Here is a 23,165-nt window from a genome sequence, read left to right on the forward strand (position 1 = left end):
CCGAGGCGCTGAGCACGCAACTCGCCTCCGCCCAGCAAGCCGACGCGACGACCCGAATCGGCGTGAGCTTTGCGCGCGCGGACGGCTCGCTGTGCCGAACTTTCGCCAGCGCGAACATCTCCGGCCTCGCCTGCCGTGAGGGCGACGACTGGCGCATGATCGCGACCGCCGCCGCCTCGGCGTCGCCGCGCGGCGACTACCGACAGGCGGGCGCGGAAGCGCCGCTCATCCTTCAGGCCGCGCAGGAGATGATGGCGGGCGAGCCGCTGGACGCCGCCGACGAACGACGGGCGCGCGATGCAGGATGGCGGCCGGCAAGATGAAGGTGGCGGAGACGGAGGAATTCGAATGTCATTATTAGGCGTTTGATTCTTAGTGTGGGAGCAGTGCGCCGCGCTTCTGACCCTAACTTTGACCCTAAGCCAAATACTGCAGGAGGCCGACGGCACCTCGAAGGTTGTCACTTGGCGGATCGCAGATGGACGCCGTCCAACCTCGTTTGAACATTTATCGATATGGTTGGACGTGACTTCAAACAGGCACCTTAGAGCGTCGTGCTGCAAAGCTGAATCGAGTGGGATTCCCTTTGGCGCTGGTTTGTGATTCACGTGTTTGGAGGTGGATCATGGGCAGAGCGTATTCGGGTGACCTTTGCGAGCGGATTCATGGTGAGATCGCGGATGGCCGGTCGCGTCGGGCGGCGGCGCGGCGCTTTGGGGTAAGCGCGAGCACCGGGGTCCGAATCGCGCGGACGGGTTCGGTGGCGCTCGCGCGGCAAGGACGGCGCCCCGGCGGCGGCAAGCTCGCGCCGCTGATCGGCTGGGTCTAGGCGCAGAAGGACATCACCCTGCCCGAGCTTGCCGCCCGGCTGGCGAGTGAGCGGCAGGTGTCGGTGCATCCCGCCTCGCTGTCGCGGTTCCTGATCGCGCAGGGCTACAGCTTAAAAAAAGCCTGGTGGCGAGCGAAGCCGAGCGCGCTGACGTCGCCGAGGCGCGCCAGGCTTGGTAGGCTGATCGTCAGCCGCGAATGCGCGAACAGCCGCACCGGCTGGTGTTTCTCGATGACGCACGCGAAGAGCGCCGATGTCGGCATCAAAATCGCTGGGCCTCAATTGGACGAGTTCATCAACTCTTAGGCCTACCGAAATGAGTAGGAGTACGGCGGCGGGAAAAGCTTTTTGCGTGAGTGGAAGACTGTGGTCCGCACAAGCGCGCCCTGCTTTATCTGCCAATTTTTTGGTGTCCGCGCGCGGTAGCCCTCGTGGCAGGGAGCGCGGCCGCGGTAGCTGCATTTCCAAGCCGATGAACGGCGATTGGGTGATGCCGGCCGTTCGTGCCAACTCTTTGTAAAAGCCACGGAGACAGGCGACACGCCTCCGAAGCGTTCGGGGCGCTACAGCTCGCTCGACCATTAGATGCTGAACGTACGCCATGAGCGTATCTGTCGACGGGGCACTGTCAAACCGCTGCGTGAGCTGATTTCCAATTTGGCACCATCAGGCGGATGACCTCAGGCGATGAGTTGAAATAGCGGAACGGGTTCGACGGCCTGGACATCGCGGCCGGCTAGCTGCCCCTGCCCCGCACGTCACGTTGCTTTGACAGAACCATATGGGTGGATCCGGAACCCGGTCAGCGGTGCTGCACGGCCTGGCGCAAGAAGCTCACGATCGACGGCCCCTCAAGGTCGGACGCTGAACGCAACTTGAGGGTTCGCGAAACCTTGCCCGCTCCACCGAGACGATCTTCTGGATCATCAAAAAGCGCACCATTGGCAAATGAGATCGTGAGCGCGGCAGCACTGGGACTGAGCACCATCACATCTCGATCGAGCCGCCATACTGGAACGGGAATATACTTCTCGGTTCCACCGCGCATTCCCAAGGCCAGTTCCGGCGCCTCGTGTGCGACCAGTTCCCAGAATTTTAGTGCGATAGATTGCAGGGGAGGCTGAACACGAAGCTCTACAAACTGCCTAAATTCCTGCCGCGATATCGTACGGATTCTTGTGTCAGACTTGCTCATACTACATGCTAATCCAAGCCATGAATGGCTGCTCGGCCTTATCTCGGTGGCGACCAGCGGGCCAGAGGCCGAGTCCAGACGAGCACAATTGCCTTGAGCTCTCTAGGCCAGCTCCGCGACCCCCCGCGGGACACCGGCGCACCATGATCGCCACTCTGCGCAGATGACCACGTAGTCCAGTCCATCTAGCTCGCAGGCTTCACAGCGCCTTCGTCAAAGCTGCCCGTCCGCAACGATCCGGCGCGCAAGCATAAGAGGCCAAGCTGCGGTCATAATCCATGCTGCGTAGGCGAACACAAGCAGACGGTTGGACCACCCGAACATCGCGTCAGGACGAATCGCGTTATCTTGCATCGCGGTCGCAATCAGAACCGCCATCAGAACGGAGCTGACCCAGCTGAGGTGTGCGAAAATTAGAAGCGGCCGGGCATAGGCAGTCCAAAGCGGGTGGCGACGCAGCCCATAAGAGAGAATGAGCGAGGCAATAATTAGCGTCGGCATGCCGAGCGCGCCCGCAACGCCATGCATCATGCCCGATGTCGTGCCGTTGTCAGGCAATGTTCCGACGGGATCCATCGGGAAAAGTGCGGCCAGGACGAGGCCAACGGCGGCGCAGCCCAGGAAGCCGAGACCGATCCGCCCGCCGGTCGTGCGGACCGCCGATAGGAGCGCAATCAGCAGCGCCGCACATCCGGTCGCGAGCAGGAGGAAATAGAGGGCAGTCAACCAGTTCGACGGCCCTAGGGCATATTCACTGACCATGTGTCGTGACGGCGCAAGGTCCGGCCGGACAACGTGTAGAACGAGAAGCGTCACAAGCGATCCAAGGCTCGCCAGAAAGGCAATCCGGGCTGCGGCCGTCTCACTGACTGTCACCTCGTTCACGCCAGCGGATTTTGCGAAGATAATCAAAGACTTCCCTTTCGTGATCCAATTGGCAAGGCTGCTGACCGTGTTATGGGTCTAGCGTGGCTCCTCCCCAACGAGTTTGTATCGACGAGCGAGACCTACAATTGTGCGCCCCGGGCCGCTGTCGAATTCTTGGGGTTGTTTGCGTATCGCGAAGCTAGCGTCCGACCTGCGTTTTCTCGACATTCCCGAGCTCATGCATCGCCGCACGATAGGAGCGCGGGCGATCGGTGGTGATCGCCTCGGGGCCCCATGGCGCTTCCCCCTCAGCTATGTGGTGTAGATCAACTCGTCGTCGGAAGAGATCGAAACCATCGCAAGTGAGATCGAAGCATGGCGACCTTGCTGTCGCAGGCGAGCAGCCAGAATGGATCCATCCCGTATTTTTTACGCTCAATCTCGCCAATCATTTGCTCCGTCATGGCGCAAACCTTTTCGATCCAGTCGCGGCGGGCTCCCGGATCCGCGAATTGAAGGGCGCAAAGGCGTGACAGAAGCAGGTCATTAATCAAAATATCGGAGGGCTTGATATCCAGCGCCCAAGCCTGAACAACGCGCATGCCTGCCGCTGTGCTCTCGAGGTGGAGAGTGCCGCGACCATCGGTGGGGATGGGTGTGGTGCGCAAGACACCGCGCTCGCAAAGTCGTCGAACGAGGGGGTACAAGCTACCCTTGCTTCGATTGCGATGATTGATCGGAGAGTCCTGGCATTCGCGGAGAAGTCGGTAGGCCGTCACCGGCTGACGATTGATTACCAAGGCCAACACGATCCCCTCGTTGTCCGTCAAGGGAGGCGGCACTGTTGTCAGCTTGGCTGCCGGAATTCCCTTGCGATTGGCCCAATCGCATTCAGAACGAGTCGGAGATCGCGCGACGGCGCTTCGCATTGTCAGTCCTCGAAAAACACTTTCGGCCTACTTACCTAGCCGAGCTCGGAAGCAGTGAGCTTTCAAGAAATATGCCTTCCTAGCCGCCGAATACGGCGCGCTTGGGTGTGCTTGCCGACCGCTTTCACATGCGGGCGCCCGACGACGAAGCGTCGGCTCGAACGAGCGTGCGCAAAATTTCCCCTGACATTACAGGCAGGCATGGGTTCTCATCGCAGCGCAATGAAGATCGCCGTCGCGGCGATGACGGCGCCGCTAGTCGCTGGAACCCAGCGATCATTGCACCAGCAAGCAATGGCTTCCTTCGCGCCAAGATGATTACGCCCGGCGCGAAGGAAGGAGTCTTCTCGGCGCTGGTCTAGAACCGCGCACGGAAGCCGGCAAAGAAGTTGCGGCCGCGGAACTCGTAGATCGCAGTGCCGACGCCGGTCGCGGTCGAGCCGAGCGGTGGCATGCGGTCCAGCAGGTTGTCGACGCCGACGTAGAAACGCAGGTCGCGGGTCATGCCGTTGCCCGCGTTGCCGCGGGTCACGTTCCACTCGATGCGGAAGTCGTGATAGGTGACCGAAGGAAACCTGCGCGGCTCTGCAAAGTCGGCGTCTCCGCCGCCCGGCGGGGTCGCGCCGGGCTGGCCGGTGTTCAGGGCGTTGAAGTCCTCGTAGGCGTTGACATACATCGGCCCAATGAACCGGAACCGATAGCCAAACGTGAAGGGCCCGTAGGTCAGGTCGACGTCCCAGCGCAGCTCGTCCGCCGGATCGCCCATCTCGCCCAGGATGCGGTTCTCGAAGTTCGGGTTCACCGGATCCTGGAAATTGCTGATCGTCAGGTTGTGCGTGTAGATCAGGCTGCTGTTGAGCTGCACCGCGCCGAGATTGACGCGGTAGTTCAGATTGACGTCGATGCCCTCACGTTCGCGCGCGGCGAAATTGAGCGGGGCCACCAGCAGCGAATTGAACAGGATCTCGCCCGGCTGCTCGCCGCTCGGGCCCGTGCCCGGACCGGCGAAGCGGGTGAACAGCGGGCAGAACGGATTGGTCAGCGTCGGCGAATCGTAGCAGCTGTTGATGATCGTCTGCGCGGCGACCGATACGATCACGTCGTTGACCGTGATGTTGTAGTAGTCAACCGACAGCGACAGGCCCGGAATGAACCGCGGCTGGATCACCGCGCCGATCGTCCAGGAATCCGAGCTTTCCTCGAACAGGTCGGGGTTGCTGCCGCTGACGATGCCGAGCGAATAGGTCCGGCCGGCCCGGATCGAGCCAAGGTTCGCGCCAATAGCGGCAATGCAATTCGGCCGGCGGTTGGCGGAGGTGGTGTTGATCTGGTTGAGCTCGCAAGGATCGGTAACCGTCGCGAAGTTCGGCACCTGCGGGAACGAGGTTTCCGAAAGGTTCGGAGCGCGGACGGCGCGGCTGTAATTGGCCCGGAACCGGATGTCGCGGATCGGCGCCCAGACGAGATTGGCGTTGTAGGACCAGACCGTGCCCGTGTCGCCCTGGTAGAAGGCCGCGCGCGCCGCGCCGCTGACGGTCAGCTGGTGGAAGAACGGCCGGTCGCGCAGGATCGGGATCTCCAGCTCCGCGAAGACCTCGTTCACCTCGAACGGATCGGGATCGGTCAGCGGGATGGAAACACCGTTGGTGAAGCCGTCCGTGACGAAGTCATCCTGGTTGAAATAGGCCTGCTCTCGGCGGTGTTCGGCGCCGATCGCGAACCGGACCGGGCCGCCAGGCAGCTCGAACCAATCGCTCGTGTCGCCGGACACGAAGCCGGAGAACACGAGCTGCTCAAGCCTGGAATCCACAGAGAAGGGGCTCGCGAAATAATCGATCGAGGCTCGGTTGTTGGCGGCGCCGAACGGATTGTAGGGCACGCAGGCGGCGATATCGGCCGCCAGGCGCGCCGCATTCCGCGCGGCGATCGCCAGGGAGACCGGATCGCTGCGCTGGATCGGAACCGCGGCGGCGGGATCGAATTGCGAGCGGCAGCGGATCGTGCCAGCCACTGGATCGCGGCCGGCATCCATTGCCAGCACGAAGCGCTGGCGATCGATGAAGCCGTCCGTGGTCGTCCTCCCTTCCATCCGGCCATAATTGGCGGAGATTTCGTAGCCCCAATCCGTGTTGAACGTGCCGCGAACACCGGCAACGGCCCGGAACGTATCGCGCCGGAAGCTCTCATCGCGAAGACCGATGTCGAGCAGGTTGCGCGCAAGCAGGAACCGATAGGTGCCAGCAGCGATCTGCGCCTGCTGCGCCGCAGTCAGGTTTCCTGCGGCAGGACAGGCGGCCAGTTCGGTATTGCAGCCCGATGCCAGAATAAGCGCGGCGAGCGTTGTCCGGTCCGCCGGGTTGAGGAACGGGTTGTCCAGCCGCGGCCGCTCGCGGAAGTCGAATTGAGTGAACTGGCCCTGCATGAACGAGGGGCCGGCATTGTTGCCGAGCGCATTCACACGGGTGAACTTGGCCTCGGCGAACACTTCGAACGCCTGGCTGAACTCGTAGCGGGCCAGCAGATTGGCGTTGTACCGCTCGAGGAACGGCAGCACAGAAAGGGTGTTGCCTTCGCGGCCGGTCGAACCGTTGCCGCCGATATAGGCGGCGTTGGGGCCGACGCCGAAGCGCGCGCCAGTCTGCGCGATCAATCGACCATCCGGCGTGAAGATATAATTGCAGTTGTTGGGCGTGCCATTGTTGTTCGGGCCGCCATTGTTCGGCGCGGTGCCGACGCCACACAGCGGCGTGCCGCCGGTGCGCTGCGAGATCGGAGTGAGTCCATAGGGATTGATCGTTGACTGACGGACGTCGCGGATGAAGATGCGGTCCGGGAAGCCATCGCTGTTGTTGGGCAAGCCACCGGAATCGGTATCGACCACGAACAAGCCGTTGTTGGTGCGGAACTCCGGAATGTCGGAGGCGAAGACGCGCTCGTTCCGGGAATATTCGCCGTGCAGTGTGATATTGCCGGCGCCGTCGGCGATATTCCGGCCGTACATCACGGAGATGAATTGGTTGGCGCCGAAGCCTTCTTCCGCGATGCCGGCCTGGCCACGGACTTGGAGGCCATCGAAGTTACGACGCAGCACGAAGTTGACGACGCCCGCGATCGCGTCGGAGCCGTAGATCGCCGAATTGCCGCCCGTGACGATGTCGACGCGCTCGATCAGGTCGTTCGGGATCGAGCTGATGTCGGTGGAAACCGCATTGTTCGTAATGTCGGAAGCGACGTGCCGGCGGCCGTTGACGAGCACCAGGGTGCGCTGCGTGCCGAGGCCGCGAAGATCGAGCAGATTGAGACCCGCGATCCCGATGCCGGCGCCCGGATTCTGCTGAGAGAAGGTGCTGCGCAGCTGCGGCAGTTCGTTCAGCGTCTCTCCGAGGTTGGGGTCGCCGCCCTGGAAGATCTGTTCGCCGCCGATCGAGGTGATTGGTATCGTCGATTCGAGGTTCGGACGGCGGATGCGTGAGCCGGTGACGGTAATCGCCGGCTCCGAAACGTCCGCGCTCGCCGCGGCAGGTGTGCCTTGCTGGCTAGCTGCAGCGTCTACCGAAGAATCACCTTCCGACTGGGCCCATGCGGGCGAGGTCGTTGCAGCGGCAATTGCGACCACAGCGGCAGACCGAAGGGTCGCCGCCCTAATACCAAAAGCATTCATGATGGTGCCCCCTACTTAGCCTAGGCGCAGTTTCATTTGGCGGACGCTGCGACACGGCCAAGAACGTGCCAGCCGGCACGCCATGGGCGCTTTCAGATTCTTAAGAAAGACCGTTGCAACAGAGCAACATTGAGAGTGGTTTCGTACTCACGGGCGCGGTGCGACTGCTGACCCAGGAGCTGTCGGTTATGGGCTGGGGGCGAGCAGCAGCACCAGCATCAAGCCGGCGGCGGCTCTCAACGAAAAAAGGACCGAAAACAGCGCGTCGGAAACCCGGTGCTCGTGGCGCCGCAGTCGCGCGCTAGCTGAGCAGGGTCACAATCGTTGAGATCAGCAGCAACTTGAGGAGCGCGTCGCCGGCATGAATAGCCCACAGCCGCGGGTCGTAGTTCTCCCAGATTATGGCTCCGGCGAGCAACGCCGCCTGCAGGCCGAACCACAGCAGCGCGGCCAAGCCAAGCGCTGCGGGAAGGCTCGGCGGGGCGACGAGCGAAAGCATGGCGGCGAAGGTCGCGGCGGTGATCAGGCAGCGCAACAGCTCGCCGCCTAGCCGCCAGATCAGTATGCCCTGATCAGGAGCGGCGGTCGGGTCAATGCCACGTAACCGAAGTTGAACAGTGGCGAAGACGCTGTTCCAGACCGCACCCCCTAAGAAGGCTACAACCGCGGCGGCTGCTATCGGCAGCGCTTGAAGGTCGGGCATGTTCGAGTCTCCTCAGGTCAATAACCGATGGAGGCGAAGTGGGCTCACACGTTCGCGCACGATTAGAACGCGCCCTTTGCAATCAGGCTGGCTTGGCTACAGCCTTCTCCTTTGAACGCGTCTTCACGCGGCGGTTGGAACCTTCCAGTCGAAGACGTAAGTCGCCTCAAATGCTTGCCGCGCAGCGCTACTGATCACCGTATTGCGATCCATCGGATCACGCGCCCGGCCAGCGGGAAGCATTGGCCGCAACACGAATTCGGTTTCCAGCTGTCCGTAGAGACGTTTGGCCGCGCCGTCTTTCAGGAGAATGGGAAGGCCGCGCCGTTCGCCGACGCGGACGACCAGGGCTTCGAACTCCGCGCAGATCTTCGCGACCACGCGGCGTTCATAGGCCTGTTCGAGCCAGCGATGATGGCGGCCGTTGCGCACGAGCAGGAAGATCAGATTGCGATAGGGCTCGCTTTCGAACAGGTGGGCCAGGAAGGTCGCGTAGGCATGGATGACGTCGAGCATCTGATCGGATGAACTGGCCGGGCCGGCTGTGCGTTCGACGACGCGGCCGATCAGGGCGTTCGCCGTCGCCCGAAACAGGTGGTCCACATTGCCGAAATTGTAGCGGAGCTGCCAAATCGTGAGCCCGCAAGCATCGGCGATCCTCTGCACGCTGAGATGCTCATAAGGGTGGTCCACGATATACTGTATCACTTTATTCAGTATGTCGCCGCGGTGCTGGCAGAGCTTCGTCACGATCACCTCGCCTGCAAATCTTGGATCCTCGAACACGTGCGGGGGCAGGCGCCGCCTGCCGCCGCTCATGGCTCCTAGAAGCGTATCCTCGCGCTCGCGACGAAGCGGCGGCCCAGCGCATCGTAGGTCGACGGGAAGGTGTTGCCGCTGTTGAAGGTGGTGGTGCCGGCAGCGCTGCCGACGATCGGCGGCTGCTTGTCGAACAGATTCTGCACCGACAAGGTGATCGTCAAATGATCGTCGATCGCAAACCGGCCGGTCAGATCGAAATAGTCATAGGCGGGGATTCGATTGAAATCGACCTCTTGACCGGCAACCGGTCCGGCGGAAGCGGGCAGCGTGCCGCGGAACAGCGGCGCGGTGTCGGCGAATTCATATTCGACCGCATCTATGTGGCGCCACAGGAGCGACAGATCGATGTTGTCGAACGTGAACGTCGTGCGCATCGACCATTGCCACTCGGGCTGGATGGTTCCGTCGGTCGCCTCCGATCCGCAATTGGTGCTGTAAAGCCCGACGCAGTCACGATTGATTGAGTCCGGGCTTGCCTGGAACCTCGATTGCTCGGTCCAGTTCAGCACGAAGTTGAGGGCAAGGCTGGCAAAGCCAAGGTCGCGCCGATAGTTGGCGGTGAAATCGATGCCGCTCGTCTCGAGGCGGCCCAAATTCGTCCGCGGCAGGAACAGGCCAGGGGTGGTCTGCGGATTGCCGCTCAGGGCGCCCGACAGCCGGTCGCGCCCAATGATCCGGCACGCCTCGCTATTCTCCGCGCCGGCGGCGGGCGAATAATTCCCGCTGGCATTCGGATCGCCGAAGCAGGCGAAAATGGCGTCGCCGGGTGTTGCCTGTGTGATCGCGTTGGTAACCAGGATATGATAATAATCGACCGTCAGCGACAGGCCGGGAATGAAATCCGGCTGGAACACGGCGCCGATGATCCAGCTGTCCGCCGTTTCCGGCTCAATATTGACATCGCCACCACCATAGAAGTTGGCTTGGCTGGCGTTGGGCTGCGGGATGCGGTCAATGGTCGTTGCCGTGGCGCCCTGTGCCAAGCATATCGCGCGAAGGGTTCCGCTTGGGAGGGGCCTGCTGGTGAGCCTACCCCCAAACTCGTCGAACGTCGCACATGGATCGTCGTTGAGATTGGTCAATTGGGTGCGGATCGGCTCGAACAGTTCCTCGATATTCGGCGCGCGGACCGACCGGGCAAAGTTGCCGCGAAAGCGCAGGCCGTCGATCGGCGCCCAGCTTCCGCCAACTTTCCATGTGGTGGTGTTGAACCCCTCGGAGCCGGCGGCGTCGATGTTGTAACTCGAATAACGGATGCCGGCTTCGAGCGTCAGCTCGTCGAAGAACGGCCGATCGGACACGATCGGCACGATGAGCTCGCCAAATGCCTCATAGACATTATATGCGCCATTGATGTTGGGCTCCGCGCCGCCGGCGCCGCCGAGGTCGCCGCCCTGGGAAAGAGAATCTGACTGCTGCAGGGCGGTGTATTCGCGAAATTCGGCGCCGACGGCAAAGCTGACCGGTTGAGCAGCCCACGGGATGGTCCATCCGAAGTCGCCAGAGATCGTGCCGCGGGCCTGGGCGAGCGTCGCCCTGATCAGGACCGTGCTGTCTTCGGTGAGGAAATCGATCTGGTCGGGCGTGATCGAGCCGGGCGGCCCGAACCAGTTGACCGGCGTGCAGCCGTTCGCCGTATTCTGGCAGACGAAATTGCCCGCAGCGTCGCGCGTCGTCAACAGCGACTGCCGTATCCGCGAGAACAGCGTATAGCCTGTCTGGGTCTCGAGATTCTCGCTTTCGCCATAGCTGCCCCACAGATCCCAGTCGATCGTATCGGTGATGCCGCCACGCGCTCCGAAGCGGTAATCGAAATAGTTGGTTACATAGTCCGATTGCCGCGGCCCTCCTTCGATGAAGCGCCGCAAAAGTAGGCTGTCTACCTCCCGATAGTTCGGGTCGGTCCGTAAGGTTGCCGTTGCGGCAAGATCGCATTGGGCCTGGGCGATGCCGTTGCCCTGACAGAACGTGTTGCGAAGGGCCGGCGTCAGGAAAGGATTGCTTAGCGGTATCCGGACATCGACGCTCGGGAGCGCCCCCGACGGTGCCACGATGGTGGAAACCGTGTTCTTCGAAAAGAGCGCCCGCGTGTAAATTTCAATTGCGTCGCTGATCTCATAGCGCGCGGCGCCGTAGATATTGAACCGTTCGAATGGTGTCTGGAAGATGTTGTAGGGATTGAAGTTGAACGGGATGAAGGCGCCCGTCGGCTGAAAGGCGGTGCCGGCATCGTTGACTTGGCGAGTCCCGATCGTTCCTACCGTGAAACGGGACGGGACAGATGTACCCGATCCAGCGCCACCACCGGTTACCGATGAAAGCGAAAAAAGAGAAAAGGGCCGAGCGCCCTGATAGACGGCGTCCGCCTCCTGATAGCCGACCGAGAGCACGACGTTGCCGCGGCCGTCGTCGAAACTGGCGCCGATCGTGACGTCGGCGCGGAAGACGTTGCCGTCGCCCCGTTCGGTGATCTGCTCGGAGAGGTTGACGTCGATGCCGGCGAAGTCGCGGCGGGTGATGAAGTTGATCACGCCCGACACCGCGTCGGCGCCGTAGGTGGTCGAGGCACCGCCGGTCAGCACATCGACCCGTTGGATCAGCGCCAGAGGGACGTTGTTGAGGTCGAAAAGGCCCTCAATGTCTGAGGGGGTGAGGCGCGCGCCGTCGAGCAGGATGATGTTACGGTTCGGCCCAAGGCCGCGCAGGTCGGCGTTCGAAGCGCCGCCATTGCCATTGTTGACGGCGGAACCGATCGAAGGGGTCGCGCCCGGCAGCTCGCGCAGCAGCTCCTCGGCGACGTTCGCTTGCTGCAGGTCGATCTCGTTCTCGCTAACCACGTTGACCGGCGACGAGGCGACCAGATTGGGGTTGCGGATCAGGCTGCCGGTGACAACGATCGCTTGGTCATCGCCAGTCTGCGCAGTTTGCTCTGCGGCGGTATCTTGGGGCGGCGTGTCCTGGGCGAAAGCCGGCGACGCCGCGAGGACCGAGGAAGCGATGATGGTCGAGGCCAGCAGGCCGCCCTGGATCTTGTTACCTGACGTCATATTCAACCCCCTTCAAATGTGCGTCGGAACGGCCACCAACGTCCGCCTGTCCACGCCAGCGGCGTCGACGTGCAATTCGCTCTGCGTGATCGAGATCAGCGAATGTCCGGGCTCTTCAGCAGTTCACTAAGTTCCGCCAGCCTGCCCCAGGTTGCTGGGGCGTCGCTTTCAGATTATTGGCAATCGGCGCAGCCGAGCGCATCGGTCGCGCACCGTTGCTTCTCGGTCACAGTGATAGTGTCATGTGCGGTCCACGGGCATTGTGACGCGCCCCTTCGCAAGCAGCATCCTGATCGAATGACAGTCGAAAGATTCGAAGGCCGCTATCGAAGGTGGATGTCGAGCAAACGGAAGCCCACAGAGCGTTCGGCCTCGTCCCGAGACGGGGCACGATGATTGACAAGACCGCCAAGCGGGGAGAGCGTGGCAGCATGACCTTCGCGCGGCACAATTTCGCCCTCACGCGGCCGAAACACCGTCTCGATCCGCAGACGGGCCATCTCGATCTGCCAGATCACCGTTTGATGTTGCGCGACGACGATTGGCTCCGGATCGTCGACATCTCAGCTTCGGCCGACAACCCGCCGCCGCCAGGCCATGCCGCCCAGTATCAAGTCGTGCTCCCCTACCATGGAGTCTTTCGCTATCACCGCGGTCGCGACGCCCAGCTGATCGACACAAATCGAACGCTGCTCGTCAGTGCCGGTTGCGATTTCGCTGACGATCATCCGATCCGCGGCCTCGGCCATGCCAGCCTCGTTCTCATTCCTGCCTCCGAAGCGCTCGGAGATTTTTGCGGGTCGGTCGTGCCGAAGTCGCATCAGGCTTTCGCGCGTGGCAGCCAGCCGGCGTCGCGGCGCCTGCGCCTGCTGACACACCGGATACTCGCCGCCAGGGACGAGGCGCTCGCTCTCGATGAATTGGCGGTCGCCGCCATAGGCGAAGCGGTCACGTCAGACCACGCCCGCGCCACACGAGGAATTTCGCGTCCGGTCGAACGCGCCAAGGAATATCTTCACGACAGCGCGTTCGGTCCGGTGACGCTCGCTTCCGTCGCCCGCGCCGCCGGCGTCACGCCCGTCCACCTTGCGCACGAATTTCGCTGCCGGGAGGGAATATCGCTGTTTCGTTATCGCATGCGACTGCGCCTCGACCGGGCTCTCCTGGAACTGCCTGGCAGCGCGGACATCACGGCGCTCGCCCTCGACCTTGGCTTCTCAAGTCACAGCCATTTCACGCAGGCGTTCCGATCCCATTTCGGGATCACGCCCTCGCGGTTCCGGGCTGCCACAACCCGCCGGACGCATTAGCCGATCGCCCGGCAACACGTTGCCCTGACGAGGTTTTCGATATGGCCTCTGATCGGACCCTTAAAATTCTGAAAGCGGATTCTCGCGCCGTTGCGGCAAGATGCCGGCCATGGACTTGCATCGCGATTTTCGCGCCGACGACAGCGAGCTCGACCCGACGAGCCCGGCCGCCGGCGCACCGAGGACCGAACGCCGGGAACTGCACAGCAGTGAAATGCTGAGCGCCGAGGATTTTTCGATCCGGAATGAGCGAAATGCTATCACGGGCTATACGCCTAACCTACAGCTCGCCTTGCCCTATCGTGGCCTGTTCGACTGGAACGTCGGGCGCGGTCGCACATTGGTCGACGCCAACCAGTTGCTGCTCATCGCCGGCGACCAGACGTTCGTCGAGCACCAGCCGGTTGCGGCGCTCGGCCATTCATGCATCATCCTGACGCCTCAAAAAGAAGCACTGGCCGAGTTGATGGCGTTGTCGGCGAAGAGCGGCGAGCAGGTCTATACGGACATAGCCATCCCGGCGTCGCGCAACATCCGGATGCTGCTCCAGCAATGGCTGCGCCTGCGTCGCGGCGATCAAACGTCCGCGCTCGAGCTTGATGAGCTCGCGGTCGCAACCTTCCGCGAAGCATTGCGGATCGTGCCCAGCAACCGTGCGTATCCGGCGTTACTGGTCGCCCGCGCAAAAGAGCTGCTTCACGAGCTTGTGAGCGAGCCACTGTCACTCCAGCAGCTGGCTGACGCGCTCGGCGTGTCGCCGGCCTATCTCACGCAGACCTTCTCGCGCGCCGAGGGCGTTCCGCTCTATCGCTATCAGCTCCACCTGCGGCTCGCGCGCGCCATGGTCGAGCTTCCCGGCGTGGAAGACATCACTGCTTTGGCTTTGGACCTCGGCTTTTCCAGCCACAGCCATTTCACGACCGCGTTCAAGGCGTTCGCCCGACAGACTCCCTCGGACTTCCGCCAGGCCTTCAGGCCGCGCACCGTCAGCCTGGCCGGAGCGGGCCGCCGCAAATCAGCGCAGCCGCCGGTTCGCCACCTCGTCCGGCCCGCCGAGGCGCGTACACCGTTCCGCGGCGTCTGGTATATGTCGGACGCCGTTGAGCGGCGCGCCTAGTCCTGCGGCGACGCCGCGGGCGGCGGCCTCCACCACCGAGCGAGAGGGCCTATCAATGAACCGGATGCTAATGTTGATTGGGATGCTCGCGATATGGTCGGTCGCCGCGCCGCTCGGCGCGACTCCCGACGATGAAAGCCTGTTGAAGGCGCAGACGCAGGCGTTGCTCGACGCGATCGCGCCCGGCGATCGCGCCGTCTGGGCGCGCTATCTCCATGCCGATTTCATCCATCTCGACGAAAATGGCATCCAGCGCGACCAGCGGCAGCTGATCGAAGAAATCAGCCCGCTTCCCGCGGGCCTGGTAGGGCGGATCGTCATCGATCGATTCTCCGTCCGCTTCCACGGAACGACGGCGGTGACGGCCTACGAGGTCCAGGAGCATCTCGACTATCACGGCCAACAGCTTCGTTCCCGATTCCGTGCGATGGACACCTGGCTGCGGACAGCGGACGGCTGGCGGTTCGTCGGCGGCCATACGGCGGCTGTGCTCAAGGATCCGCCGGCCTTCCGGCTCTCGCTTACGGCGTTGTGCGACTATGAAGGGATTTACCACCTGACCCCCGCCATCGAGGCGAGCGTGCGCGTGGGCGACGATGGCGCCTTGCGCATCGAACGCACGGGCCGGCCGCCCGCCGCCTATCGGCCGGAGCTGCGCGACATCTTCTTCGCCGCCGGCCAGCCGCGGACGAGGCGAATTTTCCTGCGGGACGAGGGCGGCGCAATTACGGGCTTCGCCGACCGCCGCGAAGGCGAGGATGTCGTCTGGCGAAGGAACCGGTCCCACGAAGGCGCGTCCGATCAATGCCGCACTGGCACGCGCCCATGAGAGGCTATCGAGAGAGGTGACGGCGCGGCAACGAGGCCACGATCATCGCGGCGCCGGTCAATGAAACCGCCATGAGGGCAAAGGTCCATTCCGCTACGCTGCTGGGATTGGCGATCAGCCGACCGGTGTGGATCAGCGGCAGCCAGCTCGCGAACAAGCAGACGACGACCAAAGCGGCGTGGTGGACCAGGCTGGGAAGGAGGCTTGCAACGCCGGCCGCGATCATTGTCGCGCCGGTCAGCCACGGGCCCCACTCGGCGAAGGGAATCCATGCCGGGATCATCGCGGCGATCGCGCTTCGATAGAGAAGGTGAACGCCGCCGAACAGGATAAGCGTTGCTGAGAACGCCCCTCGCAGGAGCCGCGCGCTGCCGATGCCTCCGCGGCCGATGCAGAAGGCGGCAGCGGCCAGCAACAATGCCTGACTCGCGGCGACAAGATTGGGCACGCCGAATTCAGCACCGGCGCCCGCCGCCAGCAATGCCAGGCTGGCCAGCCAGAAACAGGCGAGCGCCAGTCGTGCGATGTTGCTTAGCGGGACAAGCGGCGATGCGAGGAGCGAGAGGAGGCAAAGGAGCACTCCCGCAATCTGGGCACCCGCTCCCGGCCCGAGCGCAGTGTGGAACGGCGCCAAAGGCTCGGCCAGGAGTGCCTCGAAGGCACCCATCCCGACCAAACCAGCGGCGAAGACCGCAGCTCCCGCACCGGCTAGGATCGAACGATCGGCAGCCTGAGACCGCAATGCTAGATTGTGCAACATCCTGCCGCGATAGGACCGGACGCAGGCCAGCGCTGTCGGGAAACTATGGTCATCCGCCTGCCTGCAGCGCTTCTTCGCGCGGCACGCGATAAAGCACATGGATGGCGCACGACGTCGCCATGACCTGCATCATCTCGAGCGAGATCCGATCGGCATCGGCGGCGTCGAAAAGCCGTGCTCCGCCACCGAGCAAAACTGGGGCTAGATGGATGCTGATCCGATCAACCAATCCGGCGCGCAGATACTGCTGGGCGATGTCGGGGCCGCCCATGATGACGACATTCCTGTATCCCGCCACAGCTTTCGCAGCTCGCAGTGCGGCCTCGATCCCGTCGGTCACGAACGTGTACACGCCGTTCTCCGATACCTCCGCCGGCGGCGCGTGCGTCACCACAAACAAGGGCAGTCGGGCGACGCCGGTCGGCCCGTCGGCCTGCCACCACGTGATTGAGTGATCATAGGTGCGTCGACCAGCGATGAACGCCCCGGCGGCGGCGATACTTCGCGCAAGCAATTCGCAATCATCCTTGTTGTCGGGCGCGAATGCCCAGTCGTGCAGCCGATCGCCACCCCGGCCCATCGGTTCATCCGGTGTCACCCGCGGCCCGTTGACGTAGCCGTCGAGCGACATGCTGAGATCGACGATCACCGGCATGGGGTTTCGCCTCAACCGGCCTCGCGCATTCCGACCCGTGTGCCGGATGGGGGCAGCACTGCGCCCTCATGGTTTAGCAGCCACCGCTTGCGGTCGAGGCCGCTGCCATAGCCGGTCAACGATCCGTTCGACCCGATCGTGCGATGGCAGGGAATGATGATTGGCACAGGATTAGCGCCATTCGCCTGCCCGACGGCACGTGCTGCGGCCGGCTGGCCGATCCGGCGCGCGATCTCGACATAGGAAACCACCTCACCCCGCTTGAGCTGCTGAATCTGCGCCCAGACCGCGCGTTGAAATGCCGTGCCGAAAGGCCGCACGCGGATATTGGCGAATGGGTCTGGCTCGCCACAGAAGTAACGGACGAAGGGCAGCGTAATCCTGATCGGATCGTACGCCTTCTCGAAGGCAAGGTCGGAAAACCATCTCATGAGCCCTGCCGCGGCGTAGTTTCGACCTTCAAACTCCACCGCGACGATGTCGCCGGCCAGCGCGAAGACATGCAGGCCGCCCAAAGGGGTGGCGAGGGCGGCTGTCTCCACCACGTTACCGTCGCGCATCTCGTTCTCGAACCCGATCCACATCCGCGGGCACCATGCCCGTGTGTCCGCTCGCCACGCTTTCAACAAATTCAGGGGGCCCTACCCAGTCTATCATCGACAATGCCGCGCAAACGATCCTCTACGTGGATGCCCGGCTGGTCGCGATCGAAGGCTATGCGGATCGGCGGGGCAGTCGTGCTGCCAATATTCGGCTCTCTCGGCGGCGTGCCGAAGCCGTTAGAGCTGCATTGATAGCGAGAGGCGTTCCTTCGGTTAGGATTAGTGTGCGGGCGTTCGGGAGAACAACCTTCTGACCCAGACAGCCGATGGCATAGCCGAACCGCAGAACCGCTTAGTTCTCGTCTTCCTGGGTCAGATTTGCCGCGCGCCGGGTGAGCCCGCTTGGTCAGGCTGCTGAGGCAAGAGCCATTTGGTCTGACAGAGCTGTCTCCACCCGTGGCGGACTTGGCTTGATCTTGCCATTGGCGGCCCGTCCGCTTTCGGCGGCTTTTCGACTCATTGCAGTCTTCCTCGCCGAGATTTGGCTATTCGAGCCGAACATCCGTCGCATCCAGTATCTGCAGGTCGATGAGCACGGCGACTGCGCGCATGTCCTCATCGAACCCGGCATATGCGGGATAGAGCGCCGGCCCGTCGGGAACTTCGAACACCACGGCCGCCGCACGACCGTCGACGTCCATCGCCACGATGTGCTTGTCGAGTGCGCGCTTGTAGATGCCGAACATATGCTCATCGTCTTCGAAGAACGGCCGCAGAGCCGCCGTGTCGGTGATGTCGTAGAAGGCTCCCAGCGCCGAATCGGGATACAGGTGGAAGTGCGCCTCGTCTTGGACGAGCGGCCGCCAGGTGACGACGCGATCGACCGGCCCGATCCCCGCAGCGGCGGCGAGCGTCACCGGCTCGACCTTGCCCTCGCGCAGGACTTCGATGGTACTGAGGAAAGTCGGCACCTCGCCCCGCCCCATGCCGATCAGCTGGTGTTCCGGCAGCGCCCCCGGGAACCACGGATCGGCGACAGCCAGGGCGCCCCATCGCAGGTCAATCGTGGGACCGGGCGTCGCGGTCAGCATGACCTTCTGCCCCATGTTGCCGCCGTGCCCCAGCTCGAAGCTGCTGCCGAAGCGCACAAGATCTTGTGGGGGCCTCTCCATCTCACTCCTGGAGCACATGCTGCACGTCTTCTCGCCCTCGAGCTCCGGAAAATGCCGGTGTCGAATGACGTGCGATCGAGCTATCGGATATTTAAGATCATCTTCTGCGCATCGCCATTAGCTGGCCCAGTGTTGCATTTGCGCAATAGCGCATCTGAATGAAGGTCCGCTTTCGACCGATGCTGTTGAAAAAGTCGTTGTTGAAGTGGCTTTGATGATCTGATTCAGTCTCTGCGGGCGAGCGGAGACGGGCCGATGATGGGTGAGCGTCGGGTGGCGCAGGAGCCGCTCTTCTACGAGTTCAGCGTGAAGCGGCATGTGCCCGCGGATCACCTGCTACGCTCGATCGACCGGTTCGTCGATCTGACCGGCATCCGGGAGCATCTGCGGCCCTATTATAGCGAGACGGGCCGGCCCTCGATCGATCCCGAGCTGATGATCCGCATGCTGATCATCGGCTATTGCATGGGGATTCGCTCGGAGCGGCGGCTGTGCGAGGAGGTGCATCTCAACCTCGCTTATCGCTGGTTTTGCCGGCTGGGCCTCGACGGCGACGTGCCGGACCACTCGACCTTCTCGAAGAACCGCCATGGCCGCTTCCGCGACAGCGATCTGCTGCGCCGGCTGTTCGAGGAGACCGTGCAGCGCTGCATGATCGAGGGACTGGTCGGCGGCGATGGCTTCGCGGTGGACGCGAGCCTGATCCGCGCCGAAGCCAACCGGCAGCGCTTCCATAACGGCGAGGAAGGCCTGCCGCCGGACCTGTCGAGCCCCGCGGTCGAGGAGTATCTGGCGGTGCTCGACGATACCGCCTTCGGCGCGGCCACGCCGGTCGTACCCTCGCGCATCTCGCAGGCCGATCCGGCCGCGCGCTACACCTCCGCGCATGGCGGGCAGGCGCAGTTCTGCTAAGCCACCAACTATCTGATCGACGTGACGCACGCCGTCATCGTCGACGTCGAGGCGAGCACGGCGGAGCGCCAGGCCGAGGTCACCGCGGCGAGGCGGATGATCGAGCGGGTCCACCAGGACCTTGGCCTATGGCCGCGCAAGTTGATCGCCGATACCGGCTACGGCGCGGCCGACATGCTCGCCTGGCTGGTCCACGAGCGCGACATCGATTCGCACATCCCGGTGTTCGACAAGTCCGAGCGTGCCGACGGCACCTTCTCGCGGCGCGAGTTCGCCTACGACATCCGCCATGATGTCTACACTTGCCCCGGCGGTAAGCGCCTCAAGCGCCGGCAGCGCCGCCATGACGATCGCCCCAGCACTGTGCCGGCCGATGGGTTCATGCGCTACCGCGCCAGCAAGGCCGACTGCGATGCCTGCGCGCTCAAGCCGCGATGCTGCCCCAGTGCCGAGGCGCGCAAGGTCATGCGCTCGGTCCACGAAGGCGCCCGCGATCTCGCCCGTGCCATCGCCGACGAAGCCGAGTGGCTTGCCTCGCGACGCGAACGCAAGAAGATCGAGATGCTGTTCGCGCACCTCAAGCGCATCAGTTCCTCGACTCCGAACCCGTCGAGTTTCGACCCTAAACCCGAGCGCGGCTTGCCACGGACAGGCCCGGGTGTCCGCGGACCACGCACGGGCTTAAGCAGCTGATACAATAACAGTTTTCGGGCGGCGGCGACCAACCATGAACGGCCGGCTGGCGGAGACGGAGGGATTCGAACCCTCGATACGGTTTCCCGTATGACGCTTTAGCAAAGCGTTGGTTTCAGCCACTCACCCACGTCTCCGAGCCGGGCCGGTCGATGGCTATATAAGCGGGAACCGGATCGTTCAACCGGGCGGGATGTTGCGAATTTACGGTTAATGAAATGGTAACGGATGAAGGTGCTTAACTGGGTCGCGACCTCGAGCGAGGGGATAGGGCCATGTTGAAAATATCCGTGACGTTCGCCGCTTTGCTGCTCGCCGCCGCGCCGGCGCTGGCGCAGGTGGAGACGATCGATCCCAACCAGGCGGCCGACGCCTATCAGTCGGCGGATCAGCCGGCCGATCCCTATGAGGCCGAGGACCGCTATCAGCCCGCGCCCGATGCGGCCGCGCCGCGAACCGAGCGGCGACAGGATTCGGCCGACGATTATACACCGATCGAATCCGCGCCGCCGCCCGCGGCGCCTGCCGCGCCATCCGGCTCGGCCGCGTTCGACGCGCGCAATATCCCGGTCACCGAGGAGACCCGCGTGCCGGCCGGCAACGTGCTCGCCGCGGCCGAAGGCGTGTTCGGGCGCGGCGCGCGCGGCCTCGCCAATATCATCGAAGGCATCTTGCGAGACCAGGGCGAGCCGGTCGCCTACATCACCGGCCAGGAAGCGGGCGGCGCGTTCGTCTTCGGCCTGCGCTACGGCTCGGGCACGATGCACCACCAGGTCGAGGGCCAGCGGCGGGTCTACTGGACTGGGCCGTCGGTCGGCTTCGACGTCGGCGGCAATGCCGACAAGGTGTTCATCCTCGTCTACAACCTCCACGACAGCCAGCGGCTGTTCCGCCGCTTCCCGCAGGCGGAGGGCAACGTCCATTTCGTCGGCGGCTTCGCGGCCCAATATCTGCGCCGCGGCGACGTCGTGCTGATCCCGATCCGCCTCGGCGTCGGCTGGCGGCTGGGCGCGAACGCCGGCTATATGCGCTTCTCCGAACGGAGCCGCTGGCTGCCTTTCTAGGCCGGTCCGGCAAAGCGCCAGCGGAGCGTTTCGCCCGCCTGGAACGGAACCACGGACGTGCCCGCCGCCGCAAGGCTGGCGGGCACTTCATTTTTGGCCCTCTCCAGCGTGACGTGGCCCTCGTTGAGCGGCAAGCCGTAGAAGCGTGGGCCATGCTCCGAGGCAAAGCCTTCGAGCCGGTCGAGCGCGCCTTCCTCTTCGAACACCGCCGCATAGGCCTCCATCGCATAGGGCGCGTTGAAAATGCCGGCGCAGCCGCAGGACGACTCCTTTGCCGCGACGGTATGCGGCGCGCTGTCGGTGCCGAGGAAGAACTTAAGCGAGCCGGAGGTCGCGGCCTTGCGCACCGCCAGCCGGTGCCGCTCGCGCTTGGCGACCGGCAGGCAATAAAAGTGGGGCCTCAGGCCGCTGGCGAACAAGGCGTTGCGGTTGATGATCAGGTGGTGCGGCGTAACCGTCGCGGCGACGTTCGGCCCGGCCGCCTCGACGAAGGCAACCGCCTCGGCGGTGGTGATATGCTCGAAGACGACCTTGAGCGCCGGGAAGTCGCGGACGACGCCGGCCAGCACGCGATCGATGAACACCGCCTCGCGGTCGAAGATGTCGACGTCGGGATCGGTGACCTCGCCATGGACGAGCAGCGGCATGCCGATCCGCTCCATCGCCGCCAGCGCGGGCCAGAGGGTGCGCATGTCGGTCACGCCGTGCGCGCTATTGGTCGTGGCGTGGGCAGGATAGAGCTTCGCCGCCGCCCAGACATTGCCCTCGAAACCCCGCACCAGTTCCGCCGGCTCGGCGCGGTCGACAAGATAGCAGGTCATCAGCGGCGTGAAGTCGCTGAGCGGCAAGGCCGCGAGAATGCGGGTCCGATAGGCCTCTGCCGCGGCGACGCTGATCACCGGCGGCACAAGGTTCGGCATCACGATCGCGCGCGCGAACTGCCGCGCCGTCCAGGGCGCGACTGCCTCCAGCATCGCGCCGTCGCGCAGGTGGACGTGCCAGTCGTCCGGGCGGCGGATGACGAGCCGATTCATCATTGGGCGGGTTGGATCGCTCACGCGCCTTCCCTAACTGGGGAACATGGCCGCCACCACCCTCGTCGATCGCGCCGTCATCCGTCTGTCGGGCGAGGACGTGCGCGGTTTCCTGCAGGGGCTGGTGACCAACGATTTGGGCCAGCTCGCTCCCGGCAGGCCGCTCTGGGCCGGGCTGCTCACTGCGCAGGGCAAGGCCTTGTTCGATTTCATCCTCTGGGCAGACGGCGAGGACGTGCTGGTCGATTGCGAGCGCGAAGCGGCCGGCGACCTCGCCCGGCGGTTGACGCTCTATCGGCTGCGCCGGCCGATCGCGATCGAGCGTGAGCCGGATCTCGCTGTCCATTGGTCCAGGGAAGGTGATCAAGGCGCGCCCGATCCGCGCCTGCCCGCGCTTGGCCGCCGCTGGCTCGCGCCGGCCGCCGGCGAGGAGGGCACTGCTGAGGCGTGGCGAGCGCATCGCCTGTCGCTCGGCGTCGCCGAGGGCGTCGCCGAGCTCGGCTCCGACAAGACGCTCTGGCTCGAATGCAACGCGGCCGAGCTCGATGGAGTCAGCTACTCCAAGGGCTGCTACGTCGGCCAGGAGAACACCGCCCGGATGAACTGGCGGGGCAAGGTCAATCGCAGGCTGGTCGTGGTGCGGGCGGACGTGCCGGGGCCGCGCACCCGCGTGCAATATCCAGATCTAGGCCTCGCGGTGGAGCATCGCCGGATCGACGATCTCGGCGATGCGATCGTGCCGGACTGGCTGGCGGCGGCTCTCAGCCCCGCACCCAGCCCACCGCCGGATCGTTGAAGTCGACCACGTCATTGAGCTCGTAGACGTTGCGATAGCCGTAGCCGACCAGGTTGATGAAGGTCTGGATGTTGAGCGCGACGGTGACCAGCTTGCGGATCACCGGCGGCGCGTTGTTGCGGAAATTGTTGTTGCAATAGATCAGGATCGGCCGGTTCACGTCCGGGCCGATCGCGGCGGCAAGGCTCTCGGCGGTGAAATCGGTGAAGGGCAGGTTGACCGCGCCCT

Annotated in this window: 21 protein-coding genes, 1 tRNA gene and 2 pseudogenes; 10 read left to right on the forward strand and 14 right to left on the reverse strand. The window is 63.8% G+C overall.

The features are described 5' to 3' along the window. Together ACT4N3_RS13520 and ACT4N3_RS13525 are read left to right on the forward strand one after the other, a co-directional pair. A pseudogene (locus tag ACT4N3_RS13520) lies at positions 1-323 on the forward strand (hypothetical protein); the annotation flags it as partial. A 563-nt stretch (positions 324-886) separates the two neighbouring features. Beyond that, positions 887-1,135, forward strand: coding sequence for a hypothetical protein (locus ACT4N3_RS13525; RefSeq protein WP_444855750.1), 249 nt, complete (start codon positions 887-889; stop codon positions 1,133-1,135). A gap of 496 nt (positions 1,136-1,631) precedes the next feature. Here ACT4N3_RS13525 and ACT4N3_RS13530 read toward each other — a convergent pair whose 3' ends face one another. From ACT4N3_RS13530 to ACT4N3_RS13540, 3 genes are all read right to left on the reverse strand, one after another. Further along, a complete protein-coding gene (locus ACT4N3_RS13530; protein ID WP_444855751.1) occupies positions 1,632-2,024 on the reverse strand; it encodes a hypothetical protein in 393 nt (130 codons plus the stop codon). 213 nt (positions 2,025-2,237) lie between these two features. Further along, positions 2,238-2,909, reverse strand: a complete 672-nt coding sequence (locus tag ACT4N3_RS13535; protein WP_444855752.1) for a DUF998 domain-containing protein — start codon at positions 2,907-2,909, stop codon at positions 2,238-2,240. Positions 2,910-3,217: 308 nt separating this feature from the next. Further along, positions 3,218-3,559 carry a hypothetical protein gene (locus ACT4N3_RS13540; RefSeq protein WP_444855753.1) on the reverse strand — a complete coding sequence of 114 codons (342 nt, stop codon included), beginning with the start codon at positions 3,557-3,559 and terminating at the stop codon, positions 3,218-3,220. Positions 3,560-3,921: 362 nt separating this feature from the next. Between ACT4N3_RS13540 and ACT4N3_RS13545 the strand changes: the two genes are divergently transcribed. Further along, positions 3,922-4,182 (forward strand): hypothetical protein, encoded by a 261-nt coding sequence (locus ACT4N3_RS13545; protein WP_444855754.1) that lies wholly within the window; start codon positions 3,922-3,924, stop codon positions 4,180-4,182. On the opposite strand, the gene ACT4N3_RS13550 is transcribed toward ACT4N3_RS13545, so the two are convergent. From ACT4N3_RS13550 to ACT4N3_RS13565, 4 genes are all read right to left on the reverse strand, one after another. Continuing rightward, positions 4,179-7,436 (reverse strand): TonB-dependent receptor domain-containing protein, encoded by a 3,258-nt coding sequence (locus ACT4N3_RS13550; RefSeq protein WP_444855755.1) that lies wholly within the window; start codon positions 7,434-7,436, stop codon positions 4,179-4,181. The genes ACT4N3_RS13545 and ACT4N3_RS13550 overlap by 4 nt on opposite strands. 346 nt (positions 7,437-7,782) lie before the next feature. After that, a complete protein-coding gene (locus ACT4N3_RS13555; protein ID WP_444855756.1) occupies positions 7,783-8,184 on the reverse strand; it encodes a DUF1761 domain-containing protein in 402 nt (133 codons plus the stop codon). 123 nt (positions 8,185-8,307) lie between these two features. Next, a complete protein-coding gene (locus ACT4N3_RS13560) occupies positions 8,308-9,003 on the reverse strand; it encodes a TetR/AcrR family transcriptional regulator (protein ID WP_444855757.1) in 696 nt (231 codons plus the stop codon). A 5-nt stretch (positions 9,004-9,008) separates the two neighbouring features. Continuing rightward, a complete protein-coding gene (locus tag ACT4N3_RS13565; RefSeq protein WP_444855758.1) occupies positions 9,009-12,053 on the reverse strand; it encodes a TonB-dependent receptor domain-containing protein in 3,045 nt (1,014 codons plus the stop codon). 392 nt (positions 12,054-12,445) lie between these two features. On the opposite strand from ACT4N3_RS13565, the gene ACT4N3_RS13570 reads away from it, so the two are divergent. The 3 genes from ACT4N3_RS13570 to ACT4N3_RS13580 all read left to right on the forward strand — a co-directional run bounded on the left by ACT4N3_RS13570 (position 12,446) and on the right by ACT4N3_RS13580 (position 15,309). Continuing rightward, positions 12,446-13,363, forward strand: a complete 918-nt coding sequence (locus tag ACT4N3_RS13570) for a helix-turn-helix transcriptional regulator (protein WP_444855759.1) — start codon at positions 12,446-12,448, stop codon at positions 13,361-13,363. Between the two features lie 109 nt (positions 13,364-13,472). Beyond that, positions 13,473-14,480 (forward strand): helix-turn-helix transcriptional regulator, encoded by a 1,008-nt coding sequence (locus ACT4N3_RS13575; protein WP_444855760.1) that lies wholly within the window; start codon positions 13,473-13,475, stop codon positions 14,478-14,480. Positions 14,481-14,544: 64 nt separating this feature from the next. Next, the gene (locus ACT4N3_RS13580; RefSeq protein WP_444855761.1) at positions 14,545-15,309 is read left to right on the forward strand and encodes a nuclear transport factor 2 family protein; all 765 of its coding nucleotides are present in this window, start codon (positions 14,545-14,547) and stop codon (positions 15,307-15,309) included. A gap of 4 nt (positions 15,310-15,313) precedes the next feature. Here ACT4N3_RS13580 and ACT4N3_RS13585 read toward each other — a convergent pair whose 3' ends face one another. The 3 genes from ACT4N3_RS13585 to ACT4N3_RS13595 are packed head-to-tail and all read right to left on the reverse strand — an operon-like array spanning position 15,314 to position 17,308. Beyond that, complete coding sequence (locus tag ACT4N3_RS13585; RefSeq protein WP_444855762.1) at positions 15,314-16,066, reverse strand: hypothetical protein; 753 nt, start codon at positions 16,064-16,066, stop codon at positions 15,314-15,316. A gap of 52 nt (positions 16,067-16,118) precedes the next feature. Then, positions 16,119-16,724: a dihydrofolate reductase family protein gene (locus ACT4N3_RS13590; RefSeq protein ID WP_444855763.1), complete on the reverse strand. Its 606-nt coding sequence runs from the start codon at positions 16,722-16,724 to the stop codon at positions 16,119-16,121. 11 nt (positions 16,725-16,735) lie between these two features. Next, on the reverse strand, positions 16,736-17,308 hold the full coding sequence (locus tag ACT4N3_RS13595) for a methylated-DNA--[protein]-cysteine S-methyltransferase (protein ID WP_444855764.1): 573 nt from the start codon (positions 17,306-17,308) through the stop codon (positions 16,736-16,738). 11 nt (positions 17,309-17,319) lie between these two features. Between ACT4N3_RS13595 and ACT4N3_RS13600 the strand changes: the two genes are divergently transcribed. Further along, positions 17,320-17,580, forward strand: a complete 261-nt coding sequence (locus tag ACT4N3_RS13600; RefSeq protein ID WP_444855765.1) for an OmpA family protein — start codon at positions 17,320-17,322, stop codon at positions 17,578-17,580. A gap of 231 nt (positions 17,581-17,811) precedes the next feature. Here the strand turns inward: ACT4N3_RS13600 and ACT4N3_RS13605 are convergent, their stop codons facing one another. Next, the gene (locus ACT4N3_RS13605) at positions 17,812-18,414 is read right to left on the reverse strand and encodes a hypothetical protein (protein WP_444855766.1); all 603 of its coding nucleotides are present in this window, start codon (positions 18,412-18,414) and stop codon (positions 17,812-17,814) included. Positions 18,415-18,693: 279 nt separating this feature from the next. Between ACT4N3_RS13605 and ACT4N3_RS13610 the strand changes: the two are divergent. Beyond that, positions 18,694-19,938: pseudogene (locus ACT4N3_RS13610) on the forward strand (transposase); the annotation flags it as partial. A gap of 152 nt (positions 19,939-20,090) precedes the next feature. Here the strand turns inward: ACT4N3_RS13610 and ACT4N3_RS13615 are convergent. Then, positions 20,091-20,180, reverse strand: a tRNA-Ser gene (locus ACT4N3_RS13615). A gap of 138 nt (positions 20,181-20,318) precedes the next feature. On the opposite strand from ACT4N3_RS13615, the gene ACT4N3_RS13620 reads away from it, so the two are divergent. Beyond that, positions 20,319-21,107: a DUF1134 domain-containing protein gene (locus ACT4N3_RS13620; RefSeq protein ID WP_444855767.1), complete on the forward strand. Its 789-nt coding sequence runs from the start codon at positions 20,319-20,321 to the stop codon at positions 21,105-21,107. Here the strand turns inward: ACT4N3_RS13620 and pyrC are convergent. Beyond that, positions 21,104-22,144 (reverse strand): dihydroorotase, encoded by a 1,041-nt coding sequence (pyrC, locus tag ACT4N3_RS13625; RefSeq protein WP_444855768.1) that lies wholly within the window; start codon positions 22,142-22,144, stop codon positions 21,104-21,106. The two genes, ACT4N3_RS13620 and pyrC, sit on opposite strands and share 4 nt — an antisense overlap. Before the next feature lie 43 nt (positions 22,145-22,187). Between pyrC and ygfZ the strand changes: the two genes are divergently transcribed. After that, the gene (gene ygfZ, locus ACT4N3_RS13630; protein ID WP_444855769.1) at positions 22,188-22,937 is read left to right on the forward strand and encodes a CAF17-like 4Fe-4S cluster assembly/insertion protein YgfZ; all 750 of its coding nucleotides are present in this window, start codon (positions 22,188-22,190) and stop codon (positions 22,935-22,937) included. Here the strand turns inward: ygfZ and ACT4N3_RS13635 are convergent. Then, positions 22,903-23,165, reverse strand: a 263-nt coding sequence (locus tag ACT4N3_RS13635; protein ID WP_444855770.1) for a hypothetical protein, incomplete at its 5' end; no start/stop codon positions are given. The genes ygfZ and ACT4N3_RS13635 overlap by 35 nt on opposite strands.

This window comes from Sphingosinicella sp. (assembly GCF_052388015.1).
Taxonomy (GTDB): domain Bacteria; phylum Pseudomonadota; class Alphaproteobacteria; order Sphingomonadales; family Sphingomonadaceae; genus Allosphingosinicella.